Source organism: Pseudomonas sp. M20, assembly GCF_045037865.1.
Taxonomy (GTDB): domain Bacteria; phylum Pseudomonadota; class Gammaproteobacteria; order Pseudomonadales; family Pseudomonadaceae; genus Aquipseudomonas.
The window spans coordinates 1719393-1743839 of record NZ_CP173611.1 but is presented as its reverse complement, the minus strand read 5'-3'; the positions used below and the strand labels follow the sequence as shown (position 1 = coordinate 1743839).

The following is a 24447-nucleotide window of genomic DNA, read 5'->3' as shown; positions in this document are numbered from 1 at the left end:
CCGGCACGGCAATGCGCGGCGGGAGTTGAAAAGGGCCGGTATTATGACAAAGTGCCATCATTCGTGACAGATTTTTTTGACGCCAGTGAATTGGCCTTCTTGAGCACACACAAAACCCTGTAGGAGTGAGCCTGCTCGCGATAGCGGTGTGTCATTCACGGTGATGTTGTCTGACACACCTCTATCGCGAGCAGGCTCACTCCTACAGGGGTTTTGTGTTTGGCTTGGGATCAGTGGAAATCGCGGCTCTGCACGCGGATGCCATTGAGCAGTGGGCTGAGATCGCTCAGGCGGCCGGCAATCAGATGGCGCACTTCGCCTTCGCGCTCCCAGCGGCCATCGACCTTGAGCAATTGCGAGCCAACCAGCACTTGCCGCTGACGCTCGGCCAGATCACGCCAGACCACCACGTTGACGTTGCCGAATTCGTCTTCCAGGGTCACGAAGGTCACGCCACTGGCGGTGCCAGGTCGTTGCCGTCCCGTCACCAGCCCGGCGACGCTCACCTGCCGACCGTGCTCGACGTCGAGCAATTCCCGCGAACTGCGGCAACGCCGGGCTTTGAGTTCAGCGCGCAGCAGCGCCAATGGATGCGGCCCCAACGTGGTGCCGACGGTGCTGTAATCGGCGTGAAGATCCTCGCCAACACTGGGTTTGGGCAGCACCACCTCGGCCTCCTCCTGACTCGGCAACCCGGCAAACAGGCCCAGCTGTTTCTGCACCCCAGCGACTTCCCAGCGCGCCCGATGCCGATGCCCGGCCAAACCGCGCAACGCTCCGGAATCGGCGAGCAACGCCTGCGCCCGACTGTCGAGCGCCGCTCGCTCGCCCAGGTCAGCAACATCGGCAAACGCCCCACGCGCACGCGCCGCTTCGATGCGCCGGGCATCCTCCTCGCGAAAGCCCTTGATCATGCGCAGGCCCATGCGGATCGCCGGTTGTGCCGTCGTGGTGGTTTCCAGGCTGCAATCCCAGTCACTGGCGCGCACGTCGACCGGGCGGATCTGCAACTGATGCCGACGCGCGTCCTGGAGAATCTGGTCCGGACTGTAGAAACCCATCGGCCAACTGTTGATCAACGCACAGGCGAAGGCCGCCGGTTCGTGGCACTTGAGCCAGCAACTGGCATAGGTCAGCAAAGCAAAACTGGCGGCGTGGGACTCGGGAAAACCGTAGCTGCCAAAGCCTTTTATCTGCTCGAAAATCTGCGCGGCGAACTCCGGCGTGTAGCCGTTCTTTTTCATGCCGGCGGCGAGACGCTCCTTGTGCGGCTCAAGTCCACCGTGACGTTTCCACGCGGCCATCGAGCGACGCAACTGATCAGCCTCACCGGGGCTGTAATCAGCAGCGACAATGGCGATCTGCATCACCTGCTCCTGAAACAGCGGCACGCCGAGGGTTCTTTCCAGGACGACCTTGAGTTCTGGCGACGGATAGGTTTCCTCTTCCTCCTTGTTCCGGCGACGCAGATACGGATGGACCATCCCGCCCTGAATCGGCCCCGGGCGGACGATGGCCACTTCGATCACCAAGTCATAGAACTTCGCCGGTTTCAGACGTGGCAGCATCGACATTTGTGCGCGGGACTCGATCTGGAACACGCCAATGGTGTCGGCGCGACTGATCATCTCGTAGGTCGGTTTGTCTTCAGGCGGAATCGTCGCCAGGCTCAAATCCAGATTGCGATGGCGGCGCAGCAAGTCGAAGCAACGGCGAATCGCACTGAGCATGCCGAGGGCGAGGATATCCACCTTGAGCAGGCCGACCGCATCGAGGTCGTCCTTGTCCCACTGAATGATCGTGCGCTCGGCCATCGCCGCGTTCTCCACCGGCACCAGCGTGTCCAGCGGTTGCTCGGAAATCACGAACCCGCCGGGATGCTGCGACAGGTGGCGGGGGAAACCGATCAGTTGCCCGGTCAGGCTCAGCACCCGGCGCAGCACCGGGCTTTCCGGGTCGAAACCACCTTCGAGCAAACGCGCGACCGGCGGGGTTTCATCGCTCCAGTGGCCGCAGCAATCGGCCAGTGCGTTGATCTGATCCGGCGGCAGACCCAAGGCCTTGGCCACATCACGCACCGCGCCGGCAGCGTGGTAAGTGCTGACCACTGCGGTCAGCGCCGCACGACCACGGCCGTAACGGCGGAACACGTATTGCAGGACTTCTTCGCGGCGCTCGTGTTCGAAGTCGACGTCGATGTCTGGCGGTTCGTTACGCTCTTTGGACATGAAGCGCTCGAACAGCAGCGTGGTGCGATCCGGGTCGATCTCGGTGATGCCCAAGGCAAAACACACCGCCGAGTTGGCTGCCGAGCCACGGCCCTGACACAGAATCTTCTGCTCGCGGGCGAAGCGCACCACGTCATGCACGGTGAGGAAGTAGCTTTCATAGCCGAGTTCGGCGATCAGCTTCAGCTCCTTGTTGATCTGCCTCAGCACCTTGAAGGGCGCGCCCTTCTTCCAACGCCAGGCGATGCCTTCCTTGGTCAGTTGCCGTAGCCAGGAACTGGCGCTGTGCCCCTCGGGGACCAGCTCTTTCGGGTATTGATAACGCAACTCGCCCAGATCGAAGGTGCAACGCCGGGCCAGCTTCACCGACTCATCCAGCAAGGCCTGCGGATACAACTCGCGCAACACCTCAACGCTGCGCAAATGTCGCTCGCCATTGGGGTGCAAACGCAACCCCGCCTCGGCCACCGGCACGTGATGACGGATCGCCGTCATGGTGTCCTGCAAGGCGCGGCGGCCACGGGCGTGCATGTGCACATCGCCGCTGGCCACTGCCGGAATCTGCAACTCGGCGGCCAGACTCAATAACTCCGCCAACCGCTGCTGATCGTCTTGGCCACGATGCAATTGCACCGCCAGCCACAACCGTTCGCCAAAGGTCTGCTGCAGCCAACGACCCTCCTCCACGTCATCAAGCGAGTCCGGCACCCACAACACCAGCAATCCCGGCAGCGCTTCGTCGAAGTCCTCGCGCAGCACCTGATACTGGCCTTTCTGCGTGCGCCGTCGTGCACGGGTGATCAAGCCGCACAGCGCCTGATAGCCCGCAAGATTCTCCACCAGCAGCACCAGCTTCGGGCCGTTTTCAATGCGCACTTCACTGCCGATGATCAGCGGCAGCTCAACGGATTTCGCCGCTTGCCAGGCGCGGACGATCCCGGCCAGCGTGCACTCATCGGTGATCGCCAGTGCCTGATAACCGTGTTTCTTCGCCCGTTGAAACAGCTCAAGGGCACTGGAAGCACCGCGCTGGAAACTGAAATTCGACAGGCAGTGCAGTTCGGCATAACCGTCATTCATGCAAACCAGCCCTGCAGCCACAACGGACCGCCCTCGCCCACCGCGCGATAAGCCCAGCCCTGTTGGCCGGCGCGGTTCTGGATCAGGTAATAATCGCGGCGCACATCGTCGCCGTCCCACCAGCCGGATTCGATGCGCTCCGGGCCCATGAGAATCCGCGCCGAACCCTGCGCCACGCTCTGCGGTTCACCCAGTAACCAGCCCGGACGATGCACACTCGGCAAGCCTGCGCAGCGCTGTTTGTCGACGCCGTGCTGCCACGCGCACTCCGGCCGATGATCGGCCTGAAAGCGCAGCCCCTGCACGGCGTCATCGCCCAAGCGTGCACGCAGGCGTTCGCGCAACTGCTCCCAGGGCAAGGTCTGTTGCGGACGGTCATCGAACAGTTCCTGAAATTGCGGCACGAAGCTCGGCAGATCCTCGGCACGCAGACGAAAGCCGCGTACCGGTGCCTCGACCTGTACCTGCTCCAGCCGTCCGCGCGCCAGTTCGAAGAGCATCGCCGGATCGCGTTCGGCGCTGAGCAAACCGACCTTGATCACGCTGTCCGGCAGCCCGGCGTGCTCCAGATGCAGGTCGAAACGCTGCACGCCGCTGTCACGCCCACAGAGGAACGCCGACAGGTCACCGGTCAAACGGCGTAACGGGAACAGCAATGCCTGATGGGATTGCACGTCGAAATTCAGTTCGATGCGTACGTCGAAACGATCCGGCGGCAGGTAGAACGCCAGCGCCAAGGGTCGCGCACCGAACAAGGTGTCGAGATGCTTGAGCATCTGTGCTTCGAAGCGCCGCGCCAGTGCCTGACGCGGCAGGCTCTGCACCTGATTGAGGGTGCGCAGGCCCATGCGCGACAACGCCGTGGCCACACTTGGCTCCAGGCCGACACGGTCGACCGGTAACTGGCCGAGGTGGTGCTGCAAGGCTTCGCCGTCCGGCACCACCAAGCCGTCGTAAGCATTGGCCAGCACCCGCGCAGCCACCGGATTGGGCGCGGCAACGATGCGATGGCGGAAGCCCAGATCGGTCAGTTCCTGGCGCAGTCGTGCTTCGAACTGCGCCCACGAACCGAACAGACCCAGGCTCGATTCGATCTCGAACACCACGGTGCGCGGGTAATGCACGCTGACCTGCGAACTGAAACGGTAGGCCCACGCAGCGAGAAATTGCTGCCAGTGTTCGACCTCGGCGGCCTCGTAATCGGCTGTGGCGAAACCTTTGCTCATCGCCTGCGCAGCGGTCATCGACTGGCCGGCACGCAAACCGAGTTTGCGCGCCGCCGGGTTGACCGCTTGCAACACCCGACGCTGGGCCGGGCCGTTGAGCAGCACCAATGGCTCATCGGGGTCGGGACGCTGACGCAGCACGGCGTCGAGGGCCAATTGCGGAAACAGAATACACACCCAGCGCATGGCGACCTCAGTGACCCACGGCAAAGGCAATCGGCGCCGCACGCGCCAGTCCGCCACGGCACTTGAGCACGCGCAACTGCGCAGGTTTGGCATCGATGGCAATGCGCAACGCCGCCGGTGACGGGTTGACCGCTTCGCTCAACGGCCGCCAGGCAAACGCCAGGGTCTGGCCGGTTTCCGCCGCCACCTGCAAACGCCGCAACGCGCGGTCATCGGCCTTGTGCGGCCAGCACAGTACGGCGCCGCAACTGCCCGAACGCAAACACTGTTCCGCTGCCCACAAGGCATCGCGTTCACTGGCCTGAATCACCGACAACTGGCGCAGATCGACCCCGGCGTTTGCCCACGCCTGCGGGTACGGCACGAACGGCGGCGCCACCAGCACGATACGCTCGCCCGCCGCCGCCAACCGCGCCAGCGTCGGCCAGACCAGTTGCAACTCGCCGACACCGGGGCCGGCCAGAAGAATTTCACTCAGCGCCGCTTCCGGCCAGCCACCGCTGGGCAGTGCCGCGTCCAGCGCCGCATGCCCGGTCGGTTGCGGGCTGGCGGCCGGTGGCGCAGGCCGGCCTTTCCAGACCTGGCCGCCATTGAACAGCGTATCCAACGCAACGACGGCGCCCATCAGCCTTGCCTCACCAGACCGCAGAACACCCCTTCGATGGCCAGATCCTGATCGTCACGCACGACAATCGGCCGATACGCCGGGTTGCGCGGCAACAGGCGCACTTCATCGCCGAGCCGTTCGAAGCGTTTGATGGTGACTTCACCGTCGAGCCGCGCCACGACGATCTGGCCGTTGAGTGCCTCGGGATTGCGTCGAACGCCGACCAGATCGCCGTCGAGGATGCCGTCCTCGATCATCGAATCGCCTTGCACCCGCAGCATGTAATCGGGTGTGCGGGAGAACAGCGCCGGATCGAGCAGCAAGCGGCTATGAATGTCGGCATCGGCGCCAATCGGCGCACCGGCAGCGACGCGGCCGAGCACGGGGATGTCGAGCAGTTCCGGACGCGGCGGCTGCCCGAGCAGGCGAATGCCGCGGGCCTGATGCGGATTGACCTCGATAAAACCGGCTTCGGTCAGCGCGAGCACGTGCTTGCGCGCCACGCTGCGCGAGGCAAAACCAAAAGCCTCGCTGATTTCAGCGAGGCTTGGGGGCTGACCGTGTTCGGCGATTCGATCGCGGATAAAGGTCAGGATGGCGGTACGGCGGGGAGTCAGATTGGTCATGGAGTACATTTGTACTCCTGTAGGATTTTCCTGACAAGCGCCGCCAGTCGGCCTAGGCCGACGTAGGAGCTGCCGAAGGCTCGGGCCGCGATCGGACGATCTTTTGATGTTGTTTTTTAAGGGCAAGATCAAAAGATCGCAGCCTTCGGCAGCTCCTACAGGGGTTGTGGCGTTAGCTCAGGCCGCGTTCGGCGAGAAATGCCGAGATGTAATCGATGAAGGCGACAACCTTCGCCGTGGCCCGCCGATGGCTCGGATACACCGCCAGAATGTGCGGGCCGAAAGTATCCGGATCGATCTCGTAATCCGCCATGACCCGCACCAGTCGCCCGTCGGCAATGTACGGCGCGGCGCTCCACAGCGGCGTGTGCAGCAAACCACGCCCGGCCAAAGCACTGGCCAGCAACAAATCGTAATTATCACTGCGCAATCGCGGCGCCGTCGGTTGCGCCAGGCTCAGGCGCTGCCCGTCGCGCTCGGCCCACCAGAACTCGCGACTGAGCAGCGGATGCTGGTAAAGCAGCCATTCATGTTGTTCGAGGGTTTGCGGGTTCACCGGCAAATCCTTGCGCGCCAAGTACTCCGGGCTGCCGCACAACGCCAGGCGATTGCTGCCGACCACCCGCGCAATCAGCCCCGGCAAGTCATCGTGACCTTCGCGCAACGCTAGGTCATAACCACTTTCCAGCAGATTGACGAACGCATCGCACAGGTCCACTTGCAGGCTGATCTGCGGGTATTGCTGCAAAAAGCCGTCACACACCTGATCGAGAAACGCCCGCCCATACGCCAGCGGTGCGGTGATTTTCAGGCTGCCGCGCAAGCCGTGCTGCAACTGCTCGATTTCCTCGCTGGCCTCATCGAGCCGCTGCAACACCAGCCGCGCAGTTTCCAGGTACACCCGGCCAATTTCGGTGAGCAGAATCCGCCGCGTGCTGCGCTCGAACAGCCGTGCGCCCAGCTCCGACTCCAGGTGATTGACCGCTTTGGTCAGCGCCGACGGGGTTTTGCCCAACTGCTCGGCGGCACGGCTGAAACTGCCGAGCTGCGCAGTAACCACGAACATTTTCAATGCGCCCAACTTGCCCATACTTTTTCCATTCAGGCAAAAACGTTTTTCGTGAGGGAGGCGTTCTGTCCGCCGTTGCCAACCACTAATCTCGCCATCAGACGCAATAACAAGGAAATCTTCAATGAAAAGATTCATCCCGAGTCTGCTGGTAGCCGCTGTTAGTTTTGCCTCGATGGAAGCCATGGCCACCACCGATCTGGTGCTGCTCAACGGCAAGATTTTCACCGCCGACCGCACGCAACCCAAGGTGCAAGCCCTCGCCGTAGAAAACGGCAAAGTGCTGAAAGTCGGCACCGACGCACAGATCAAAGCCTTGATCGAACCCGGCACCCAAGTCATCGACCTCAAGGGCAAAGCGCTGATGCCCGGCCTGATCGACAGCCATTCCCACGCGATTTTCGGCGGACTGGAAATGGTCTCGGCGAACATGGAAGACGAAGTCGTCGCCCTCGACGAACTGCAAAAGCGTCTGCGCGACTGGCGTGCAGACGGCAAGGCCAAACACGGCGATGTGCTGAGCATTGCCGGCATGAGTTCGGTTTATTGGGCGCAAGCCGAGGCCTTGGGCGAAACCTTCAACAGCGGCGAATGGGCCAATGTGCCAGTGGTGTTTATCGGCAGCGACCACCACACCGCATGGGCCAACAACGTCATGCTCAAGCGCGCCGGGATTGATGCTACCTTGCTGAAAACCCTGCCCGACGCGGAAAAAGACACCATCGGTAAACTGGCGAGCGGAGAGCCCAACGGCTTTGTGGTCGACGCCGGTTGGGATCGAGTCGCCTCGAAAATGCCGGTGCCGAGTCCCGCCGACATGTTGAACGCCGCGAAATCCGCAGTGCGCTACAACAACAGCCTCGGCATCACCGCGTGGATGGACCCGGCCGCCAACGCCGCACCGGGCGAAGCAGTATTCGCGCTCAAACCGACCGAGAAAACCGTCGGCGTGCTACCGGCTTATAAAGCGCTGTCGGAAAGCGGCGACATGAGCGTCCACGTCGCCGCGCTGCTGGTGGCCAACCCGAAAAGTGTGCCCGCCGACCTTGATACGCTGGACAAGGTGCGTCAGCAATTTCAGGGCATCCCCAACCTGAGCCTGCCCGGCATCAAGATCTTCGCCGATGGCGTGATCGAGTTCCCGGCGCAGAGCGCGGCGATGATCGATCCGTACAGCAACTCGCACAAACAAGGCGAACTGCTGATCGATCCGCAGCATTTCGGCGAACTGGTCAGCGCCATTGATCAGCGCGGCTGGCTAGTGCATATCCATGCGATCGGAGACCGCGCCGTGCGTGAAGCGCTGAACGGCATCGCTCAGGCGCGCAAGGATCGCCAGAGTGGCGTGACCCACTCGATCACCCACCTGCAAATGGTCAATCCGAAAGAGTTCGCCCGTTTCAAACCGCTCAACGTCATCGCCTCGATGCAACTGCTGTGGGCCAGCGCCGACGACTACACCACCGACATGATCAAGCCCTACGTCAGCGCCCTCGCCTTTCGCTACCAGTACCCGGCGCATTCGCTGCTCAAACAAGGCGCGACGATTGCCGGCGCCAGTGACTGGCCGGTATCGACGCCAAATCCGTTCAACGCCATGGCCCAGGCGATTACTCGGGTCGGCCCGTTGGGTGTGCTCAACGCCGATGAGCGTCTGGACCGCGACACGATGTTCTATGCCTATACCGTCAACGCGGCGCGCACGATTGGCCTGGAGAAACAGATCGGCTCGCTGACACCGGGCAAACAGGCTGACTTTATCGTCCTCGACCGCGACGTGTTCAGCGTCGACAACAAAGCCCTGCATGACACCCAAGTCCTGCAAACCTGGTTCGGCGGCCGTCAGGTCTATACCGCCACCCAATAACAACACAATCTTTCCTTTGTAGGAGTGAGCCTGCTCGCGATAGCGGTGTGTCAGATAACACATCGACACCTGACACACCGCTATCGCGAGCAGGCTCACTCCTACAAGGTTTTCGTACCGCCCAAAAATAATCACAACATCGGGACTTCACATGAAAGCCTTGCCCCTGTTCGCCCTGAGTTTTTTCAGTCTGCTGCCGTTGAGCAGCCAAGCGATCCCCTTGAACGATGACTTTGCGCTGTTGGTCGACCTGACCCTGGCCAGCGACTACCGCACCCGGGGCATCTCGCAAACCCAGAATGACCCCGCCGTACAGGCCGGTCTGACCCTCGCCCACAGCAGCGGTCTGTACCTCGGCGCCTGGAGTTCCAACGTCGATTTCGGCGACGGCCTGAAAACCCGGCAGGAAGTCGATTACTACGGCGGCTGGTTATGGCAGGCGACCGACGAGGTCAGCCTCGATCTGGGCTACATCAAGTATGCCTACCCCAAGGAAAGCCAGTTCAACCAGAGCGAGGTCTACGGGATTCTCGGGGTTTATGGGGTGAAACTGGCGGCGTATTACTCCAGTGATGCGCCGGGGATCGATAGCAAGCAGAGTTCGCTGTACAGCTACATCGGTTATGAAACCGAGTTGCCTTACGACTCGGGGTTGAAATTGCGTTACGGCAATATGGATTTCAAGGATGCGCATTTGTACTCGGCGTCCGACAGCGCCGAAGAGTCGTACCGAGAATGGGAAGTCAAACTCACCCACAATCTGGCCGGCGTGGTGATGGGGTTGAGCTATATCGACACCGACCTGTCGCAGAGCCAGTGCCTGAGTAACTGGGGCTTCAAAGACGTCTGCACCGCCACCGTTGTCGCCAGCGTCAGCAAATCCTTCTGACCCACCGAAATCCCACTGTAGGAGCTGCCGAAGGCTGCGATCTTTTGATTTTGTTTTTTAAAGGCAAGATCAAAAGATCGCAGCCTGCGGCTGCTCCTACAGCAATGGCACTCGGTAGTTGTTACAGGATGTTTACGAATTTTTTACTAACGTTCTTCTACAGTTACCCGCGCAACAGCGTGGTTTTCATTCATGTAGAGGAATGTCTGACATGGCTTTGGGCAACGGACTGCGTTTACCGTCCATCACTCCTACCCGGCTGGTGCTGCTGTTTTCCCTGGCGCTGGTGGCGTTGTACAACCTGGCGACCTGGAAGGCGCTGGGCACACTGATCACCCTGCAAGGCGCGCACAAAGTGGCGTTTTTCGCCTCATTCGGGCTGTTTCTGTGGGCAGCGATCACCCTGCTGCTGACCCTGGTGTCGTTCCGCTGGACACTGAAACCGGTGCTCACCGTGATCGCCCTGCTCTCGGCGTGTGCCGCGTATTTCATGAACGAATACGGCATCGCCATCGACACGGTGATGATGCAGAACGTCTTCGAAACCAACCCCGCCGAAGCCACTGCGCTGTTCAACGGCAAGCTGCTGGCTTACCTGCTGGTGCTCGGTGTGTTGCCGGCCGCGTTGATCTGGCGTTGGCCGGTGAGTTATCGGCCGTTCTTTCGCGGCTTGCTCAACAAGATTCTGGTGATCATCGCCTGTGTGCTGGTGATCGCCGCGTCAGTGGGCGCGTTCTATTCGACCTACGCGCCGATCTTTCGCGAAGAAGACAAGCTCACCCACTTCATCAACCCGACCAACTACATTTACGCGATCAGCAAATACACCAAGCAACGCTTGGGCATCAAAAAGCACCTTGTCGTGCAGGCCATCGGCGAAGACGCGGTGATGAGCGCCAAGGCTGCGAGCCGCGAGAAGAAATCGCTGATGGTGTTTGTGGTCGGTGAAACGGCGCGGGCCGATCACTTTTCGCTGAACGGCTATGCGCGCGAGACCAATCCGGAACTGAGCAAACTCGACATCCTCAATTTCACCCAGGTGCACTCCTGCGGCACGTCGACGGCGGTGTCGGTGCCGTGCATGTTCTCGATGTTCCCGCGTAAGGATTACAGCGACAAGAAAGGCAAAACCTACGAGGGCCTGCTCGACATCCTCCAGCGTGCAGGCGTGCAAGTGCTGTGGCTGGACAACAACAGCGACTGCAAAGGCACCTGCCTGCGCGTACCGCATCGCGATATTTCGAAGAACCAGCCGGGGCCGTTCTGCGATGGCAACAACTGCCTCGACGAAGCGCTGCTGGCCGATCTGCAAAGCTACATCGACAGCCTCAAGGGCCACGCGATCATCGTCCTGCATGCGGATGGCAGCCACGGCCCGGAATACTACGAGCGCTACCCGAAAGACAGGGAGCACTTCAAACCGATCTGCCACACCAACCAGTTGGGCAGTTGCAGCCGTGATGAACTGGTGAACGTGTACGACAACACGATTCTGTACACCGACCATTTCCTCGCCAAGGTCATCGAGCTGCTCAAGCGTAATCAGGACTCGCTGGACACCTCGATGGTGTACGTCTCCGATCACGGTGAATCGCTGGGCGAGAATGGCCTGTACCTGCATGCGGCGCCGTATGCGCTGGCGCCGGAAGCACAGACCCATGTGCCGATGGTGATGTGGTTCGGCGACGGCACGCTCGCCAGTGAGGGGATTGATCGCGGCTGCCTGCAAGGCAAGACCGGGCAGGCGGATCTGAGCCACGACAACCTGTTTCATTCGGTGCTGGGGTTGTTTGAGGTGAAGACCTCGTTGTATCAGCCGGGGCTGGATATTTTTCATGGCTGCCGGCCTTGATGACAGCTGCGCAATAACCCCAGGAACTGCACAAATCCCCTTGTAGGAGTGAGCCTGCTCGCGATAGCGGTGGATCAGCCAACATCATTGTTGAATGACATACCGCTATCGCGAGCAGGCTCACTCCTACAGGGGGAGGTGGTGGATCAGGGGTTGAGGTTTGCCAGATAGGCCCACGGGTAGATGCCGCGCTGGTGACCATCGCTGAACACCAGTTGCACGCCGTAGCCCTGCGGGTTGAGTTCAATCAGGCGTATGCGGTCATCGACCAGCGGCGTCAGCCCTTTCAGGCGAAACGCGCGGCACTGCGAGCACGGGCACTGGCGGCGCAGTTCGGCGTGGTTGAGCTGTTGCTCGCGGCCGTCCGGCCAGCTCAATCGTAGCGTCCCTTCGCTCTGCGAATTCGCCACCGACAGCGGGTTCATTGCAACTGACTCAAGGCAATGCGCACGGCTTTGCGCACTTCCGGGTCGCCATCGTCCTGCGCGGCCTGCAACGCGGCCACGGCGCCGCGATCATTCAGTTCGCCCAAGGCCAGCGCGGCTTCTTTGCGCAGGTTGCTGATGCGATGGCCGAGGGTTTCAATCAGCGCGTCCAGTGCCGGGGCAAATTGCAAACGGCCGAGACTGCGGGTAGCGCGCAGGCGCACTTGCCAGTAGTCATCGCTCAGCGCTTCGACCAACGCCGGGCCGGCATCGCAGTGGCCAACTTTGCCCAACGTCGTGGCGGCTTCCTCGCGCACTTGCCAGGCGTTGTCCTGCAAAGCCTGGCGCAGGGCCGGGAGGACTTCGGCGCTGGAGGCCAGGCCCAAAGCGCCGGTGGCGGCGCGGCGCACTTCGGTGTCGGGGTCAGCGCTGGCCAACCGCGCCAATGCCGGTAATGCGTCGAGCTGCTTGAGCCAGCCGAGCACGCCCACGGCTTCACGACGAACACTGGCGTCGGCATCGTTCAGCGCGGAAAACGCAGCCGGTGCGGCGTCGGCGAAACGCAATTCGCGCAAGGCGCGGAACGCCGCGATGCGCACGCTGACGTCGGCATGATCGGTCCACGGCAGAATCACCCGCCCCGCTGCTTGCGTCTTGAGCAGACTCAAGCTCTGCGCAGCAGCGGATTGCACGGTGGGCGACGAGTCGGTCAGCGCCTCGCACAACGCTTGCACGACGTCCTCATCTTCCCAAGCCTCCAGCAACCGCGCGGCTTCGGCGCGGACGTCTTCAGCGGGATCCTGGCCGAGGCGATCGACCAGCCAGAGCAAGCCATCGGGCTCCTCCAGATCTGCCAGATCAATCAGCGCAATACGCCGCACGCCAGCATCTTCAGCAGTCAGGCGCGGTTGCAGATCGAGAATGTCTTGGTTATCGGTCACAGCAAAAATAGAGGTCATAGGGCAAATCGCGGCAAAGGGTTTTCGGGAGGCAGGCCGAGCGGATTGAGGCGCGGCAGCGGTCGGTCGTTGTCGTGGCGCAGCAGGTCGAGGCAGTGGCGCTTGAGCCGGGAGAATTCAGGACTGGTGACCAGTTCGCTGGCGCGTGGCCGGGCGAAATCCAGGCGCAAGTCTTCGATGATTCGCCCCGGTCGTGCGCTCATCACCAGCAAGCGGTCGGCGAGGAACAGCGCCTCGTCGATGTCGTGGGTGACGAAGACCACGGTGGTGCGGATGCGCGTCCAGATGTCCAGCAGCAGTTCCTGCATGTTCAAACGGGTAAGCGCATCCAGTGCGCCGAACGGCTCGTCCATCAGCAACAGGCGCGGGCGATTGACCAGCACTCGGGCGATCTCGACGCGTTGCTGCATGCCGCCGGACAGCTGATCGGGCCAGCGTTCGGCGAAACCTTCGAGGCCGACCAGTTTGAGGATTTCGTCGGCGGCGCGATGACGTTCGGCCTTGCCGATGCCGCGCATCTTCAGGCCGAACGCAACGTTGTCACGCACCGTGCGCCACGGGAACAGCGTGTGATGCTGGAACACCATGCCGCGCTGCGGTGACGGGCCGGACACCGCAGCGCCATCGACTTTCAGACTCCCGGCATGCGCGTTCAGATGCCCGGCCAAGGCGCCGAGCAAGGTCGATTTACCGCAACCGGACGGGCCAAGAATGCACACGAACTGGCCCGGTTCAATCTGGCAATCGAGTTCCCGTACCGCCTCGAACGCCTCACGCCCAGCGCCGAGGACGATGGATAACTGGCGGATGTCGATCCGCCCTTCCGGGGTTTGCATCACGCTCATCAGGCTTTTCCTCGCGGTCGATGCCAGGGCGTGAACAACCCGCCCAGACGTTTGATCAGCAGACTGCTGCCCATGCCCAGCACGCCGATCAGCAACATGCCGACGACGATGTCGGCGTAGTTCTGGATCGTGTAGGACTCCCAGGTGTAGTAACCGATGCCGAACTGGCCGGAGATCATTTCCGCCGTGACCAGACAGAACCACGAAGTGCCCATGCCGATTGCCAGGCCGGTGATGATGCTTGGCGCTGCGCCGGGCAAGATCACTTCCAGCAGGATCGCGCGGCGCCCTGCCCCGAGGCTTTTCGCTGAGGCGATCAGCCGTGGATCGACACCTTCGACACCGTGCACGGTGTTGAGCAGGATCGGGAACAGCGCGCCGGTGAAGGTGATGAAGACCATCGACAGTTCCGAGGACGGGAACATCAGGATCGCCAGTGGGATCCATGCCACGGCGGGGATTGGGCGCAGGACTTCCAGTGGGGGCAGCAGCAGGTCTTCGGCCCATTTTGAACGGCCGATGGCCAGACCGAGGGCGATGCCGATGACTAGCGCAGCGAGGTAGCCGGCGAAGACGCGGCTGAGGCTGGCGGTCAGGTGTTGAAGGAGCTTGCCGGAATCGCCCAAACCGAGTGCCGCTTCGATCACCGCGACAGGTGTCGGCACGTTGGCGAAGGTGACCAGGCCGAGGTTCCAGTGGTGGCTGGCGGCGAGTTGCCAGAACAGCAGGCAGAGCAGCAAGGATGTGGCTCTTGATGTCCAGCGGATGGGTGTTTTCATCGAGCGGGTTTCCGGTTCTGGATCTGTGTGATGGCTGAGATTTACCCCCCTCACCCCAGCCCTCTCCCCCCAAGGGGGGCGAGGGGGAAAGGGAGCCGATCTTCATGCCTTTCAAACCTGAGTTCGGCTCAAGAAGGAGCCGATCTTCATGCTTTTCAGAACCTGAGTTCGGCTCGGTATTTCAGGTCGGCGTACCTTGCCAAAACACCGCGGTCAGTCCCCTCTCCCTCCGGGAGAGGGCTAGGGTGAGGGGCTTTTGATCTTCATCAACGCGCAGCAACAGCCTGGGCAGTGGCATCGGTGAAATCGAAAACCTTGCCACCCTGCGTCGAGGCAAATTGCTGGGCCTGGCCCTTAAGCAAAAACGCACTCAACCGTCCCTTCGCATCGCTGGCAAACCACGCCTGCTCCGCGAGCAACTTGATCCCGCTGTCACTGGCCTGCGCATACACCGCCCGCACGTTTTTGCCTTCCTGCTTCAACGCGGCGAGTGCAGCGAACGCCTCTTCCGCAGACGCGTACTGCCGCACCTTGCTCTCACCGCGCACCCAGATTTCGGCAACGTGGCTGAAGTCAGTGATCGCTTTACCGGTAGTCTTCAACGGCGTCTGCGCGTAATTGGCCAACTGCGCCGTGTAATCCAGGTTCGACGCCTTGAACGCCGCACGGATGTACTGATCGTCAATAAACGTATTCAGATCGAGCCCGCGATCAGCCTTCTTCAGCAGCTTCAACGTATCGATAGCCGTGCCGACCGCCTGGCGATATTCCGGCTTCCAGCTCAGGTCGCGGGTCTGCACGCCGAGCGGGCCGTGGAACAGGTAATTCACTTCGGCATCGACGCCGGTGACTTTGGCGATCAGCTCGCTGTACTTCTCAGGCTCGGCAGTGAGCAACTGATTGGCCTCGATACTCGCCCGCAGGTAAGCGACAACGATCTCCGGGTACTTCTTGGCGTAAGCCTGATCCACCAGCGCACCATGGAACGTCGGCGCATTGGCCTGGGCGCCGTCATAAATCTTGCGCGCGAAACCTCGGCTCGGGAACAGTTCGGCGAACGGCACGAAATCGGCGTGGGCGTCGATCTTGCCGGCCTGCAACGCCGAGCCGGCGACTTCCGGCGGCTGGGCGATGATGTTGACATCCTTGAGCGGATCCCAGCCCTGTGCCGCCACCGCACGCAGCAACATGCCGTGGGCGGTGGAGGCGAACGGCACAGAAATCGTCTTGCCCTTGAGCTCGCTCAGCGACTGCACACCCGATGCGCTCGGCACGACAATGCCGTTGCCGCTGCCCTTGATGCTGCCCGACAACACGCTGATGAACAGGCTGTGTTTGCCGGCGGTTTCGAACGCGACGCCGTTGAATGCGCCGGGGAAATCAGCCATGGCGCCGAAGTCGAGTTTGCCCGCGACCATCTCGTTGGTCAGCGGTGCGCCGCTGGTGAAGTTCTTCCACTGCACGTCGTACTTGGCGTCTTTGTAGGCGCCGTCGTGGGGCAGGTACTTGTCGAGCAGACCGAGTTCACGAATCAACAAGCCGCCGGCGGCGCAGTTGATGGTGGTGTCCTGGGTGCCGATGGCGATGCGGATGGTTTCGGCCGAGGCCGACAAAGTGAACGAAGCCAGTACCAGACCGGCGATTGCTGCACGCAACATGGTTGTTTCCCCTCGAATCATTTATTTGAGTTCGTCTCCGCCGCGATCAGGGCGCGGTGGGAAACGAGGGGTGTTTTTCAATTCAGCGTCCGGGGTTTGCCGGATGGCTTTGGGTTGTCACAGTTCAAATGTAGGAGTGAGCCTGCTCGCGATAGCGGTTTTCCAGATGTTGATGTGCTGACTGACACACCGCTATCGCGAGCAGGCTCACTCCTACAGGGGATCGGGTTTCAACGCAGGAGATAGGGGATGTCGACTTTGACGGCACCCGTCGGGCAATCCTTTTCGCACGGCATGCAGTACCAGCATTCATCGAACGCCATATAAGCCTTCTGCGTCGCCGGGTTGATCGCCAGCAAATCCATCGGGCAAACGTCGACACACACGGTGCAGCCCTTTTCTGCAATGCATTTGTCCTCGTCCACGGTGACGGGGGCGTTGGAGCGGAAGAAGATTTCCTGAGCTTGATAGGCCATGGTCCGGACTCTCTTTTTAGGGGTGCATCAAGCGGCGAAAGCGCCGACCCGCAAACGGTCGTAAGCCTGCATTTCTTCAGCATCGAGCGGGATAATGTAAGGCTCGACGGCTTTCTTGAAACTGTTCATCTGGCCGTCCTCGCCCTTCTTCAAATGGCAATGGCAGAACCACTCGCTGTCGTTGCGCTGTGGGTGATCGACGCGATAGTGGTACAGGCCCCAACGGCTTTCAGCGCGGAACAATGAAGCGCGGGCGGCCATTTCGGCACAGTCGCGAATCACGCTGGTTTCCATGGCGCGCATCAGTTCGTGGGCGTTGTTGGCCTTCATCTGCTCGAGATCACGTTCGATGTCGCTGAAGCGTTGCAGGCCGATCTGCATCTTCTTGGTGACTTTCGGCGGTTGCAGGTAATCGTTGACGAAGCGCCGCAGCTTGTACTCGACCTGCGCCGGCGGCAGGCCGTGTTCGCGATCCAGCGGTGCGTAGACCCGGGCTTTTTCCTTTTCGATCTGCTCGGCATCCAGCGCGGAAAACTCGCGGCCGGCGACAAAATCCGCCGCGTTGTGCCCGGCGAACCAGCCGTAGGTGAAGGCACCGAGCATGTAATTGTGCGGCACAGCGGCCATGTCGCCCGCCGAATACAAGCCTTTCACCGAAGTCTCGGCACGTTCGTTGACCCACACACCGGACGCCGAGTGGCCGCTGCAAAAACCGATTTCGGAAATGTGCATTTCGACCATTTGCGTGCGGTAATCGGTGCCGCGATTGGCGTGGAACTGGCCACGACTCGGGCGCTCGTTGCTGTGCAGGATTTCCTCGATGTTCTGGATGGTTTCCTCGGCGAGGTGATCGAGTTTGAGAAACACAGGACCGTTGCCGCTCTCCAGTTCCTGGTGGAATTCCCACATCATCTGCCCGCTCCAGTAGTCGCACTCGATGAAGCGTTCGCCCTTGTTGTTGGCGGTGTAGCCACCCAGCGGGCCGGTGACGTAGGCGCAGGCCGGGCCGTTATAGTCCTTGATCAGCGGGTTGATCTGGAAGCATTCGAGGTTGGCCAGTTCCGCGCCGGCGTGATAGGCCATCGCGTAACCGTCGCCAGCGTTGGTCGGGTTCTCGTAGGTGCCCATCAGATAACCGGAGGACGGCAAGCCGAGGCGCCCGGCAGCACCGCAGGCAAGAATCACCGCTTTGGCCTTGATCACATGGAAATCAGCGGTGCGGCAATCGAAGCCCATCACACCGTTGACGGTGCCCTCCTCGTCAGTCAGCAACCGCGTGCAGACAAGGCGATTGGTGATGCTCACCCGGGCGCGTTTCAACTGCCGATAAAGGACCTTTTTGATGTCGTGCCCTTCCGGCATCGGCAGCACGTAGGCGCCCATGTGGTGGACTTTTTTCACCGCGTAATCGCCGGTTTCGTCCTTTTCGAACTTCACGCCCCAGCGATCAAGCTGTTCGATGGTTTCGAAGCTGTGCGTCGCGTAGGCGTAAACGGCGGCCTGATTGACGATGCCGTCGTTGGCGATGGTGATTTCCTTGGTGTACTGCTCAGGCGTCGAGTGGCCGGGAATGATCGCGTTGTTCAGGCCGTCCATGCCCATGCTGATCGCGCCGCTGCGTTTGACATTGGCCTTGTCCACCAGCAACACGCGCAGATCGCGGTTCTTTTCTTTGGCCTTGATCGCGGCCATCGGGCCGGCAGTGCCGCCGCCAATGACGACGATGTCGTATTCCTGTTCGAGAACGTTGCGGGTCATGCCTGCTCCCCTTTTTGCCGGTCGATCCGCAGGCGGTACTGGAACGCATCGCCACGGTAGTAAAGGTGTTCGAAGTCCAGCGGCTGGCCTTGCGCGTCGTGGGTCAGCCGCTCGATACGCATGATCGGCGAGCCGGCTTCGACGTTCAGCGCCTGGGTCAGGTCGCTGTCGGCGAGCACCGCGTCGATGGCCAGATCAGCGTGACCGAGGGCGATGCCGCAGTCGTTTTCGAGGATCAGGAAGATGTCGCGGGTGACCAGATCGGCCTTCTCCAGTCGCTCGCCGACGGCTTTGGGCAGGTAGGTGATTTCCAGCGAGATCGGTTCACGATTGATCAGGCGCACGCGTTTGATCTGCGTAACGATCTCGCCCTCGGCGATTTGCAAACGCTCGGCGACGCGCTTGTCAGCCGGGATGAATTTGAAGCTGCGCAGGCGGTTGATCACCTCGTAGCCGCGTCCGGTCATGGACTCGGCGAGGCCTTGCAGGCTGCTGACGTTTTGAAAGGTTTTCGGTTTGGCGACGAAGGTGCCTTTGCCGTGGATCTTGAAGATCAGCCCTTCCTTTTGCAGATCGCCGAGCGCCTGGCGCACAGTGATGCGGCTGACTTTGAACAGCGCACCGAGCTCGCTTTCGGAGGGCATCTGGCTGTCTTGCGGGTATTCGCCGTCGAGAATGCGCGCACGGAGGACGTCGCGCAGTTGGGTGTGCAACGGGACGCTACTGAGGGAGAGAACGTTATCGGTCATCACGGGATCACTTGTTATAACGAGTTATGACGTGATCTTAGAGTTGTTATGACGAGGTTGAGAAATATTGTTTGGGCATAACCTTAGACGCGACGAGGCACTGCCCAATGTGGGAGCGAGCCTGCTCGCGAAAGCGGTGTTTCTTTCAGCAATGATGGTGACTGACACGCCGCCTTCGCGAGCAGGCTCGCTCCCACAGGGGATTTGTGTGGTCGGTAAGGTCAGTGGCGCTTGAGGATCTGGTCCATGACCCAGTCGGTTTTCAGGGCCTGTTCGGCGATTGCGGGATGTTGTGAATCGCCACGAATATGCGCATTCATGCCCAGCACGTGATGCCATTGAATGTGTTCGTGATGGGGAATCTCCAGGCTGATGTGTTCATCGGCATGCAATTGCACGGGATGCTCATCAAACACCGAAAAACCGATTCGCCCGACGCTGCCGATGATCTCGACCCGATCCTCGCGCCGATCCGCGACAAAACTCCAGCAGCCCATGCCTAGCGCACCTGAAGCGAACCGCCAACTGGCGCTGACGGCATCTTCGGCGGCATACAAACAGGCCTGACGTGCGGTGAATCCGGCCACTTCAACGATGTCGCCGAGCAGGTACTGGAACAGGTCAAAGCCATGACTGGCCAGATCAGCGAAATAACCGCCACCGGCCACCGCCGGATCGGTACGCCAGTTATCGCGCCCATCGAGATCCGCCGGCGACGGCGCCTTGGTCAGCGTCCAGCTCAGGTGCCGAACCTCACCAATGCGCCCCTCCTCCAACCATTGCCGCACCTGCGCAAAACGCGGCAACGATCGGCGGTAGTAGGAAACGAACAGGTGCAAACCAGCCTCGGCAAACACCTGCTGCATCTCGCGGCTTTGCCCGGCATTCAGCGCCATGGGTTTTTCCACGCAGCAATGTTTGCCGGCAGCAGCAACTTTGAGGCTGTAGGCGTGGTGGCTATCGGGTGGCGTGGCGATGTACACCGCGTCGACCTCGGGATCGTTGATCAGCGCATCGATGTCGGTGTAAACCCGCTCGATGCCGTGGCGCGCGGCGTAGTCGGTCACGGCTTCCAGGCGTCGGCCCATCACCGCCACCAACGCCGAACCGGGCGCCTTGTAGAAGGCCGGCCCGCTCTTGCGTTCAGCGACGCTGCCACACCCGATCATGCCCCAGCGCACCACGTTCATTTCTCTTCCTTTAGCCGATGCGCAAGGCGCGCAGATCGAGGTGACCATCCTTCAGCGGCGGGCACCAGTAGTAGCCGCCAGTGATCGGCCGGCTGATGCGATAGAGGCCATCGGTGATGCCGTCTTCCAGGCCGCTCATACGGCGCAGTTGCGCTTCGAAAGCATCCAGCGAGAAGCCGAACGCGAGGAACATCAAACCAGCGCGATCACCTTCGATCCACGGCATCGAGCGGCGCACGACGAACGCTTCAGGGGCAAAGCTTTCCTGCGCGGTGCGTTTGACGTGGGCGGAGACCGGCGCGTCGTCGATCTCTTCGTTGTCGCTGAGGCGACGGCCCATGATGTTGTCTTTGTCGTCGGCGGACAGTTTGTGGAAACCCTTGAGGTCGTGCTGCCACTGCTGGATCGCGGCGAAGCTGCCGCCGACCATGCCGTCAGTGCCTGAGCTTTGCAGGGCGGCGGCGATGGCGGCTTCGTCGTGCGGGTTTTCGGTGCCGTCTTCGTAGCCGGTCAGGTCGTGGCCGTCCTTGTGGCGGAAGGCTTCCTGCATTTCTACCAGGCGCAGGGCCGGGGCCAATGCGGCTTCGAGGGCGTTGCAACGGTTGAGCAGTTCACCACGGTCGACGCCGTGCAGCCACACCCACAGCGCGTGTTGGGTCGACGGGTTTTCTACGCCAACGCCGGTCATGGCCGGGAAGCTGCGCAGGCCGTCAATCTGCACGTTGAGGGCCTTGACCAGGGATTCGCCGAAACCGACCACCGCCGACTTGCCGTCCACCTGGTTCAGCAGATTGTCGATCGCCTGCGGCAGGGCTTCAACCGACTCAAGGGCGAAAAACAGGTGACGTGCTTGCGCAGGAACTGGGGTGGCGAGAATGCCCGGCTGGTAGTAACTCATGTGAACTCCTTGAAAAAGTGCGCGGAGTTTACCTGTAGCCAGACAGTTTGTGGGGTTGAAGCAAGATCAAAAGATCGCAGCCTTCGGCAGCTCCTACAGGGATCAGGGTAGGAGCTGCCGAAGGCTGCGATCTTTTGATCTTTTAAATAGCTGTAACGCTTTCCTGGCGCCACGCACTCGGGCTCAACCCTGTCCAGCGCTTGAACGCCCGACGAAAACTGCGCACATCGCTGTACCCGACTTCCTCGGTAATCCGCTCGATCGGCATATCCGGATTAGCCAGCAGACTCAGGGTCCGCGCCTGCCGCACCTGCTCCAGCAACGCCTCAAACGTCAGCGCATGCTCAGTCAAACGCCGGCGCAACGTACGGCTGCTCATGTTCAAATCACCGGCAATCTTTTCGATGTGACTGCCGCTACTCAGATCCCGGGCAATCGCCCGCTCCACAGCCTGAATCAGATCAAGTTTCTGATGCACCTGCGCCGCTTCCAGCTCCAGCAATGCAACGGCCTGACGCAACGCCAGCGAATGATGATTGGGCAGATTCACATCCAGCCACTGCGCATCGATCAGCATGCGATTGTGCAGGCAGCCGAAGCGCACCTCCGGCCCGAGCAGGCGGTGGTATTCGCTCAGGTAATCCGGCGCGGCATGCACGAATTCCACGGCAATCGCCTTGAACTCCGCTCCGACCAGCGCGCGGCCATACACCAGCAAACTGGCGAAAAACTCCTCGACCGCGAACACCTGCACATCGGCGAACGGCAAGCGACATTCGGCATCGAGATGCACGCACCCGCCGACCACATCGACACTGGACACCACAATCCCGCCCGAGGTGTGTTGATGACGAATGCCCAGCGCAAAGGCATCACGCAAGGTCTTGCACAGCGACAACACATGCCCGAGCAAACCCAAAGTACCAAGCACGTTTTGCGCGCCGACCCACAGCCCCAGACCTTGATTGGGCAACACTTTGAGCGCGCGCTGAATCATCGCCACCGCCTGACGATAGGAAATCCGCTGCGCCGGATCCTGAAGATCCTCAAGGGTAAAACCCAGCCCGCGGCACAGACTCTCAGGATCGATGCCCTTGTTTTGTGCGACTTCAGCGAGGGTTTGCAAAAGAAATGGCGAGACCAGCGCCAGTTCGAAGGTCGGGTCTTGGACTTTTACGTTCATGGGGGCTGACATTCCGGATCACGCTTGATTGTTATTTTTGTAACCGGTTATGTCGAAAGAAGTTAGCACAAGGTTTACGGACTGTCCGCAGATGCCCCCCTCGGTGTCCGCCAATACCCTGCCCCAACGTACGCCAAACGCTTATTTCTAGCGTACCGGCGCTCCGAGCGACCGGTACCAGGTCCCAATCACAATAATAATGAGGACAGTCATGAGCCAGAACCGTGCAACATCCTTCTTGCCGCTCGCCCTTTTCATCGCGGGTTGCACCCTGACGTTGCCCGCCCTCGCCACCGAAGCCGGCGTCGACAACATCGGCACAGGCACCGACGGTTTCTTCATGTTGCCGCTGGAAGTCGACAGCCTTCCGGAGAACATGGTCGCGTTCAACCTCTACTACAACCACTACAAGGCGCGAAAGCTCAACATCAGCTCGTTCGGCGGCAAGGTGCCGAATGTCGAAATCGAATCCACGGCCGTGATTCCGCGTCTCGATTATTTAAGCCCGGTGCGTGTGTTCGGCGGGCGTCTGGCCGGTTACATCGCCCAGCCGTGGTTGAAGCAGGAAGTCTCGGTGTTTGGCTTGAGCGACACCCGCGAAGGCATGGGCGATACAACGTTCGCACCGATCATTCTGTGGGACATGGGCAAAAACCTGACCCTCGGCGCCGCCGTAGAGGTCACTGTGCCCACCGGCGAATACAGCGTCGATCGGCTGGCCAACACCAGCAACAATTTCTACACCTACAAACCGCTGTTCTCGTTCACCTGGCTGCCGACTGAACGCACCGAAGTCTCGATGAAGACCACCTACAGCTTCAACGAGAAGAACAAAGACACCGACTACAAGTCCGGGCAGATCTTCCATTTCGATTATTCGGCCAGCTACAAGATCACCGACGACCTGATGCTCGGCGTCAACGGCTACTACCTCAAGCAAACCACCGACGACAAACAGTTCGGCCACACCGTGCAGTTTACCGGGCAGGACGTCGATGACGGCGTGCGTGGCAAGGTTTTCGCGATTGGCCCGGCGCTGCACTTCACCTTTCTCAAGTACGCCAGTGCAGAGATTCGCTGGGCCAAGGAATTTGATGTGGAGAACCGGCCCGAAGGTGAAATGCTTTGGGCGAAGGTGAGCATTCCGTACGCGTTCTGAGTGCATTTGTAGGAAAGCGCACCTGGATTTGTAGCCTGAAAACCTGAAAAACGCATGGGTGGAATACGCCTACAGCGGCGGTCGAGATTACCGGACAACGGGGGGAAACGTCTGGCAGATTTAAAGGGGGCACTTGCAGATACTGGGCTACGTTATCCCATGGTTGCTCAAGGGCTAATGGGGTGCATCGTCTGCCAGTGACGACAATGGCCTATTCCCCCCTTAGACTGCTTGAAATTGATCACGGAGGTCATATGAGCATATTGCTTTCCCCGTTTTATTCTGAGTTCGAATCCGAAGAAGAGGCAGAGAGCTACGATCGCTGGTTTCGTGCCAAGGTGCAGGCTGCACTGGATGATCCTCGCCCGGCCATTCCCCATGAGGAAGCCATGGTGCGGCTCGACCAATTATTAGAAGAGAAACGCAAGAATCGACGCACTGCCGCTTGAATGGAGCGATCAGGCTCTGGACGATCTGGCTGACATTATCGATTACATTGAACAACACAATTCCAACGCTTCAGCGGCTTTGCAGCGCAAGGTGGGTGCAGCAACGCAAAGGCTTTCATCAATTCCCTTTGGTTACAGATCCGGTCGAGTACCAGGCACTCGGGAAATGGTGGTCAATCCAAACTATCTACTGGTCTATCGAGTCAACGGGCGCATCAAAATCCTGACGTTAGTCCACACCCGACAACAATACCCACGAACGTCATCAACATAAAAAAAGGGCGACCAA

General features: G+C 60.7%; 22 protein-coding genes. 6 read left to right on the top strand and 16 right to left on the bottom strand.

Annotated features, from left to right (window positions below; genetic code table 11):
- Window positions 1-230: 230 nt before the first annotated feature.
- From ACI514_RS07940 to ACI514_RS07920, 5 genes are all read right to left on the bottom strand, one after another.
- Window positions 231-3329, bottom strand: a complete 3099-nt coding sequence (locus ACI514_RS07940) for an error-prone DNA polymerase (RefSeq protein WP_405123473.1) — start codon at window positions 3327-3329, stop codon at window positions 231-233.
- Window positions 3305-4720 (bottom strand): Y-family DNA polymerase, encoded by a 1416-nt coding sequence (locus ACI514_RS07935; RefSeq protein WP_405123472.1) that lies wholly within the window; start codon window positions 4718-4720, stop codon window positions 3305-3307. Before ACI514_RS07935 ends, ACI514_RS07940 begins: the two co-directional genes overlap by 25 nt.
- A 7-nt stretch (window positions 4721-4727) precedes the next feature.
- Complete coding sequence (gene imuA, locus ACI514_RS07930) at window positions 4728-5345, bottom strand: translesion DNA synthesis-associated protein ImuA (RefSeq protein ID WP_160058329.1); 618 nt, start codon at window positions 5343-5345, stop codon at window positions 4728-4730.
- A complete protein-coding gene (lexA, locus tag ACI514_RS07925; RefSeq protein ID WP_064120653.1) occupies window positions 5345-5962 on the bottom strand; it encodes a transcriptional repressor LexA in 618 nt (205 codons plus the stop codon). The genes imuA and lexA overlap by 1 nt, the downstream gene beginning before the upstream one ends.
- Before the next feature lie 163 nt (window positions 5963-6125).
- The gene (locus ACI514_RS07920; RefSeq protein ID WP_160058330.1) at window positions 6126-7043 is read right to left on the bottom strand and encodes a LysR family transcriptional regulator; all 918 of its coding nucleotides are present in this window, start codon (window positions 7041-7043) and stop codon (window positions 6126-6128) included.
- A 103-nt stretch (window positions 7044-7146) separates the two neighbouring features.
- On the opposite strand from ACI514_RS07920, the gene ACI514_RS07915 reads away from it, so the two are divergent.
- The 3 genes from ACI514_RS07915 to ACI514_RS07905 all read left to right on the top strand — a co-directional run bounded on the left by ACI514_RS07915 (window position 7147) and on the right by ACI514_RS07905 (window position 11630).
- Window positions 7147-8889 (top strand): amidohydrolase, encoded by a 1743-nt coding sequence (locus ACI514_RS07915; protein ID WP_160058332.1) that lies wholly within the window; start codon window positions 7147-7149, stop codon window positions 8887-8889.
- 151 nt (window positions 8890-9040) lie between these two features.
- Window positions 9041-9778 (top strand): TorF family putative porin, encoded by a 738-nt coding sequence (locus ACI514_RS07910; protein WP_405123471.1) that lies wholly within the window; start codon window positions 9041-9043, stop codon window positions 9776-9778.
- 211 nt (window positions 9779-9989) lie between these two features.
- Window positions 9990-11630, top strand: a complete 1641-nt coding sequence (locus ACI514_RS07905; RefSeq protein ID WP_405123470.1) for a phosphoethanolamine transferase — start codon at window positions 9990-9992, stop codon at window positions 11628-11630.
- 146 nt (window positions 11631-11776) lie between these two features.
- Here the strand turns inward: ACI514_RS07905 and ACI514_RS07900 are convergent, their stop codons facing one another.
- The 11 genes from ACI514_RS07900 to ACI514_RS07850 all read right to left on the bottom strand — a co-directional run bounded on the left by ACI514_RS07900 (window position 11777) and on the right by ACI514_RS07850 (window position 22550).
- On the bottom strand, window positions 11777-12055 hold the full coding sequence (locus ACI514_RS07900; RefSeq protein WP_160058338.1) for a DUF971 domain-containing protein: 279 nt from the start codon (window positions 12053-12055) through the stop codon (window positions 11777-11779).
- Entirely contained in the window at window positions 12052-13014 is a 963-nt protein-coding gene (locus ACI514_RS07895; RefSeq protein WP_405123469.1) for a HEAT repeat domain-containing protein, read from the bottom strand. The genes ACI514_RS07900 and ACI514_RS07895 overlap by 4 nt, the downstream gene beginning before the upstream one ends.
- Complete coding sequence (locus tag ACI514_RS07890) at window positions 13011-13859, bottom strand: ABC transporter ATP-binding protein (protein ID WP_160058342.1); 849 nt, start codon at window positions 13857-13859, stop codon at window positions 13011-13013. Before ACI514_RS07890 ends, ACI514_RS07895 begins: the two co-directional genes overlap by 4 nt.
- Window positions 13859-14638 (bottom strand): ABC transporter permease, encoded by a 780-nt coding sequence (locus tag ACI514_RS07885; protein ID WP_160058344.1) that lies wholly within the window; start codon window positions 14636-14638, stop codon window positions 13859-13861. The genes ACI514_RS07890 and ACI514_RS07885 overlap by 1 nt, the downstream gene beginning before the upstream one ends.
- Before the next feature lie 266 nt (window positions 14639-14904).
- Entirely contained in the window at window positions 14905-16317 is a 1413-nt protein-coding gene (locus ACI514_RS07880) for an ABC transporter substrate-binding protein (protein ID WP_405123468.1), read from the bottom strand.
- A gap of 209 nt (window positions 16318-16526) precedes the next feature.
- Entirely contained in the window at window positions 16527-16772 is a 246-nt protein-coding gene (locus ACI514_RS07875) for a ferredoxin family protein (RefSeq protein WP_003225615.1), read from the bottom strand.
- 27 nt (window positions 16773-16799) lie between these two features.
- Window positions 16800-18530: a fumarate reductase/succinate dehydrogenase flavoprotein subunit gene (locus ACI514_RS07870; RefSeq protein ID WP_405123467.1), complete on the bottom strand. Its 1731-nt coding sequence runs from the start codon at window positions 18528-18530 to the stop codon at window positions 16800-16802.
- Window positions 18527-19279 carry a GntR family transcriptional regulator gene (locus ACI514_RS07865; RefSeq protein ID WP_405123466.1) on the bottom strand — a complete coding sequence of 251 codons (753 nt, stop codon included), beginning with the start codon at window positions 19277-19279 and terminating at the stop codon, window positions 18527-18529. Before ACI514_RS07865 ends, ACI514_RS07870 begins: the two co-directional genes overlap by 4 nt.
- 221 nt (window positions 19280-19500) lie before the next feature.
- Entirely contained in the window at window positions 19501-20469 is a 969-nt protein-coding gene (locus tag ACI514_RS07860; protein WP_405123465.1) for a Gfo/Idh/MocA family protein, read from the bottom strand.
- A gap of 10 nt (window positions 20470-20479) precedes the next feature.
- On the bottom strand, window positions 20480-21367 hold the full coding sequence (locus tag ACI514_RS07855) for a Dyp-type peroxidase (protein ID WP_160058352.1): 888 nt from the start codon (window positions 21365-21367) through the stop codon (window positions 20480-20482).
- A gap of 142 nt (window positions 21368-21509) precedes the next feature.
- The gene (locus ACI514_RS07850; protein WP_405123464.1) at window positions 21510-22550 is read right to left on the bottom strand and encodes an AraC family transcriptional regulator; all 1041 of its coding nucleotides are present in this window, start codon (window positions 22548-22550) and stop codon (window positions 21510-21512) included.
- A gap of 211 nt (window positions 22551-22761) precedes the next feature.
- Here ACI514_RS07850 and ACI514_RS07845 point away from each other — a divergent pair, with 211 nt between their 5' ends.
- The 3 genes from ACI514_RS07845 (at window position 22762) to ACI514_RS07835 (ending at window position 24432) form a co-directional block, all read left to right on the top strand.
- Window positions 22762-23709, top strand: a complete 948-nt coding sequence (locus ACI514_RS07845; RefSeq protein WP_405123463.1) for a transporter — start codon at window positions 22762-22764, stop codon at window positions 23707-23709.
- A gap of 254 nt (window positions 23710-23963) precedes the next feature.
- Complete coding sequence (locus ACI514_RS07840; protein ID WP_160058358.1) at window positions 23964-24158, top strand: stability determinant; 195 nt, start codon at window positions 23964-23966, stop codon at window positions 24156-24158.
- Window positions 24139-24432, top strand: a complete 294-nt coding sequence (locus tag ACI514_RS07835) for a type II toxin-antitoxin system RelE/ParE family toxin (RefSeq protein WP_405124203.1) — start codon at window positions 24139-24141, stop codon at window positions 24430-24432. The genes ACI514_RS07840 and ACI514_RS07835 overlap by 20 nt, the downstream gene beginning before the upstream one ends.
- The last annotated feature ends 15 nt before the right edge of the window (window positions 24433-24447 follow it).

Bases quoted from the DNA above. Each gene is read 5' to 3' on its own strand.
- ACI514_RS07935 (WP_405123472.1), bottom strand. From the start codon at position 4,720: ATGCGCTGGGTGTGTATTCTGTTTCCGCAATTGGCCCTCGACGCCGTG.
- imuA (WP_160058329.1), bottom strand. From the start codon at position 5,345: ATGGGCGCCGTCGTTGCGTTGGATACGCTGTTCAATGGCGGCCAGGTC.
- lexA (WP_064120653.1), bottom strand. From the start codon at position 5,962: ATGTACTCCATGACCAATCTGACTCCCCGCCGTACCGCCATCCTGACC.
- ACI514_RS07920 (WP_160058330.1), bottom strand. From the start codon at position 7,043: ATGGGCAAGTTGGGCGCATTGAAAATGTTCGTGGTTACTGCGCAGCTC.
- ACI514_RS07915 (WP_160058332.1), top strand. From the start codon at position 7,147: ATGAAAAGATTCATCCCGAGTCTGCTGGTAGCCGCTGTTAGTTTTGCC.
- ACI514_RS07910 (WP_405123471.1), top strand. From the start codon at position 9,041: ATGAAAGCCTTGCCCCTGTTCGCCCTGAGTTTTTTCAGTCTGCTGCCG.
- ACI514_RS07905 (WP_405123470.1), top strand. From the start codon at position 9,990: ATGGCTTTGGGCAACGGACTGCGTTTACCGTCCATCACTCCTACCCGG.
- ACI514_RS07900 (WP_160058338.1), bottom strand. From the start codon at position 12,055: ATGAACCCGCTGTCGGTGGCGAATTCGCAGAGCGAAGGGACGCTACGA.
- ACI514_RS07895 (WP_405123469.1), bottom strand. From the start codon at position 13,014: ATGACCTCTATTTTTGCTGTGACCGATAACCAAGACATTCTCGATCTG.
- ACI514_RS07890 (WP_160058342.1), bottom strand. From the start codon at position 13,859: ATGAGCGTGATGCAAACCCCGGAAGGGCGGATCGACATCCGCCAGTTA.
- ACI514_RS07885 (WP_160058344.1), bottom strand. From the start codon at position 14,638: ATGAAAACACCCATCCGCTGGACATCAAGAGCCACATCCTTGCTGCTC.
- ACI514_RS07880 (WP_405123468.1), bottom strand. From the start codon at position 16,317: ATGATTCGAGGGGAAACAACCATGTTGCGTGCAGCAATCGCCGGTCTG.
- ACI514_RS07875 (WP_003225615.1), bottom strand. From the start codon at position 16,772: ATGGCCTATCAAGCTCAGGAAATCTTCTTCCGCTCCAACGCCCCCGTC.
- ACI514_RS07870 (WP_405123467.1), bottom strand. From the start codon at position 18,530: ATGACCCGCAACGTTCTCGAACAGGAATACGACATCGTCGTCATTGGC.
- ACI514_RS07865 (WP_405123466.1), bottom strand. From the start codon at position 19,279: ATGACCGATAACGTTCTCTCCCTCAGTAGCGTCCCGTTGCACACCCAA.
- ACI514_RS07860 (WP_405123465.1), bottom strand. From the start codon at position 20,469: ATGAACGTGGTGCGCTGGGGCATGATCGGGTGTGGCAGCGTCGCTGAA.
- ACI514_RS07855 (WP_160058352.1), bottom strand. From the start codon at position 21,367: ATGAGTTACTACCAGCCGGGCATTCTCGCCACCCCAGTTCCTGCGCAA.
- ACI514_RS07850 (WP_405123464.1), bottom strand. From the start codon at position 22,550: ATGAACGTAAAAGTCCAAGACCCGACCTTCGAACTGGCGCTGGTCTCG.
- ACI514_RS07845 (WP_405123463.1), top strand. From the start codon at position 22,762: ATGAGCCAGAACCGTGCAACATCCTTCTTGCCGCTCGCCCTTTTCATC.
- ACI514_RS07840 (WP_160058358.1), top strand. From the start codon at position 23,964: ATGAGCATATTGCTTTCCCCGTTTTATTCTGAGTTCGAATCCGAAGAA.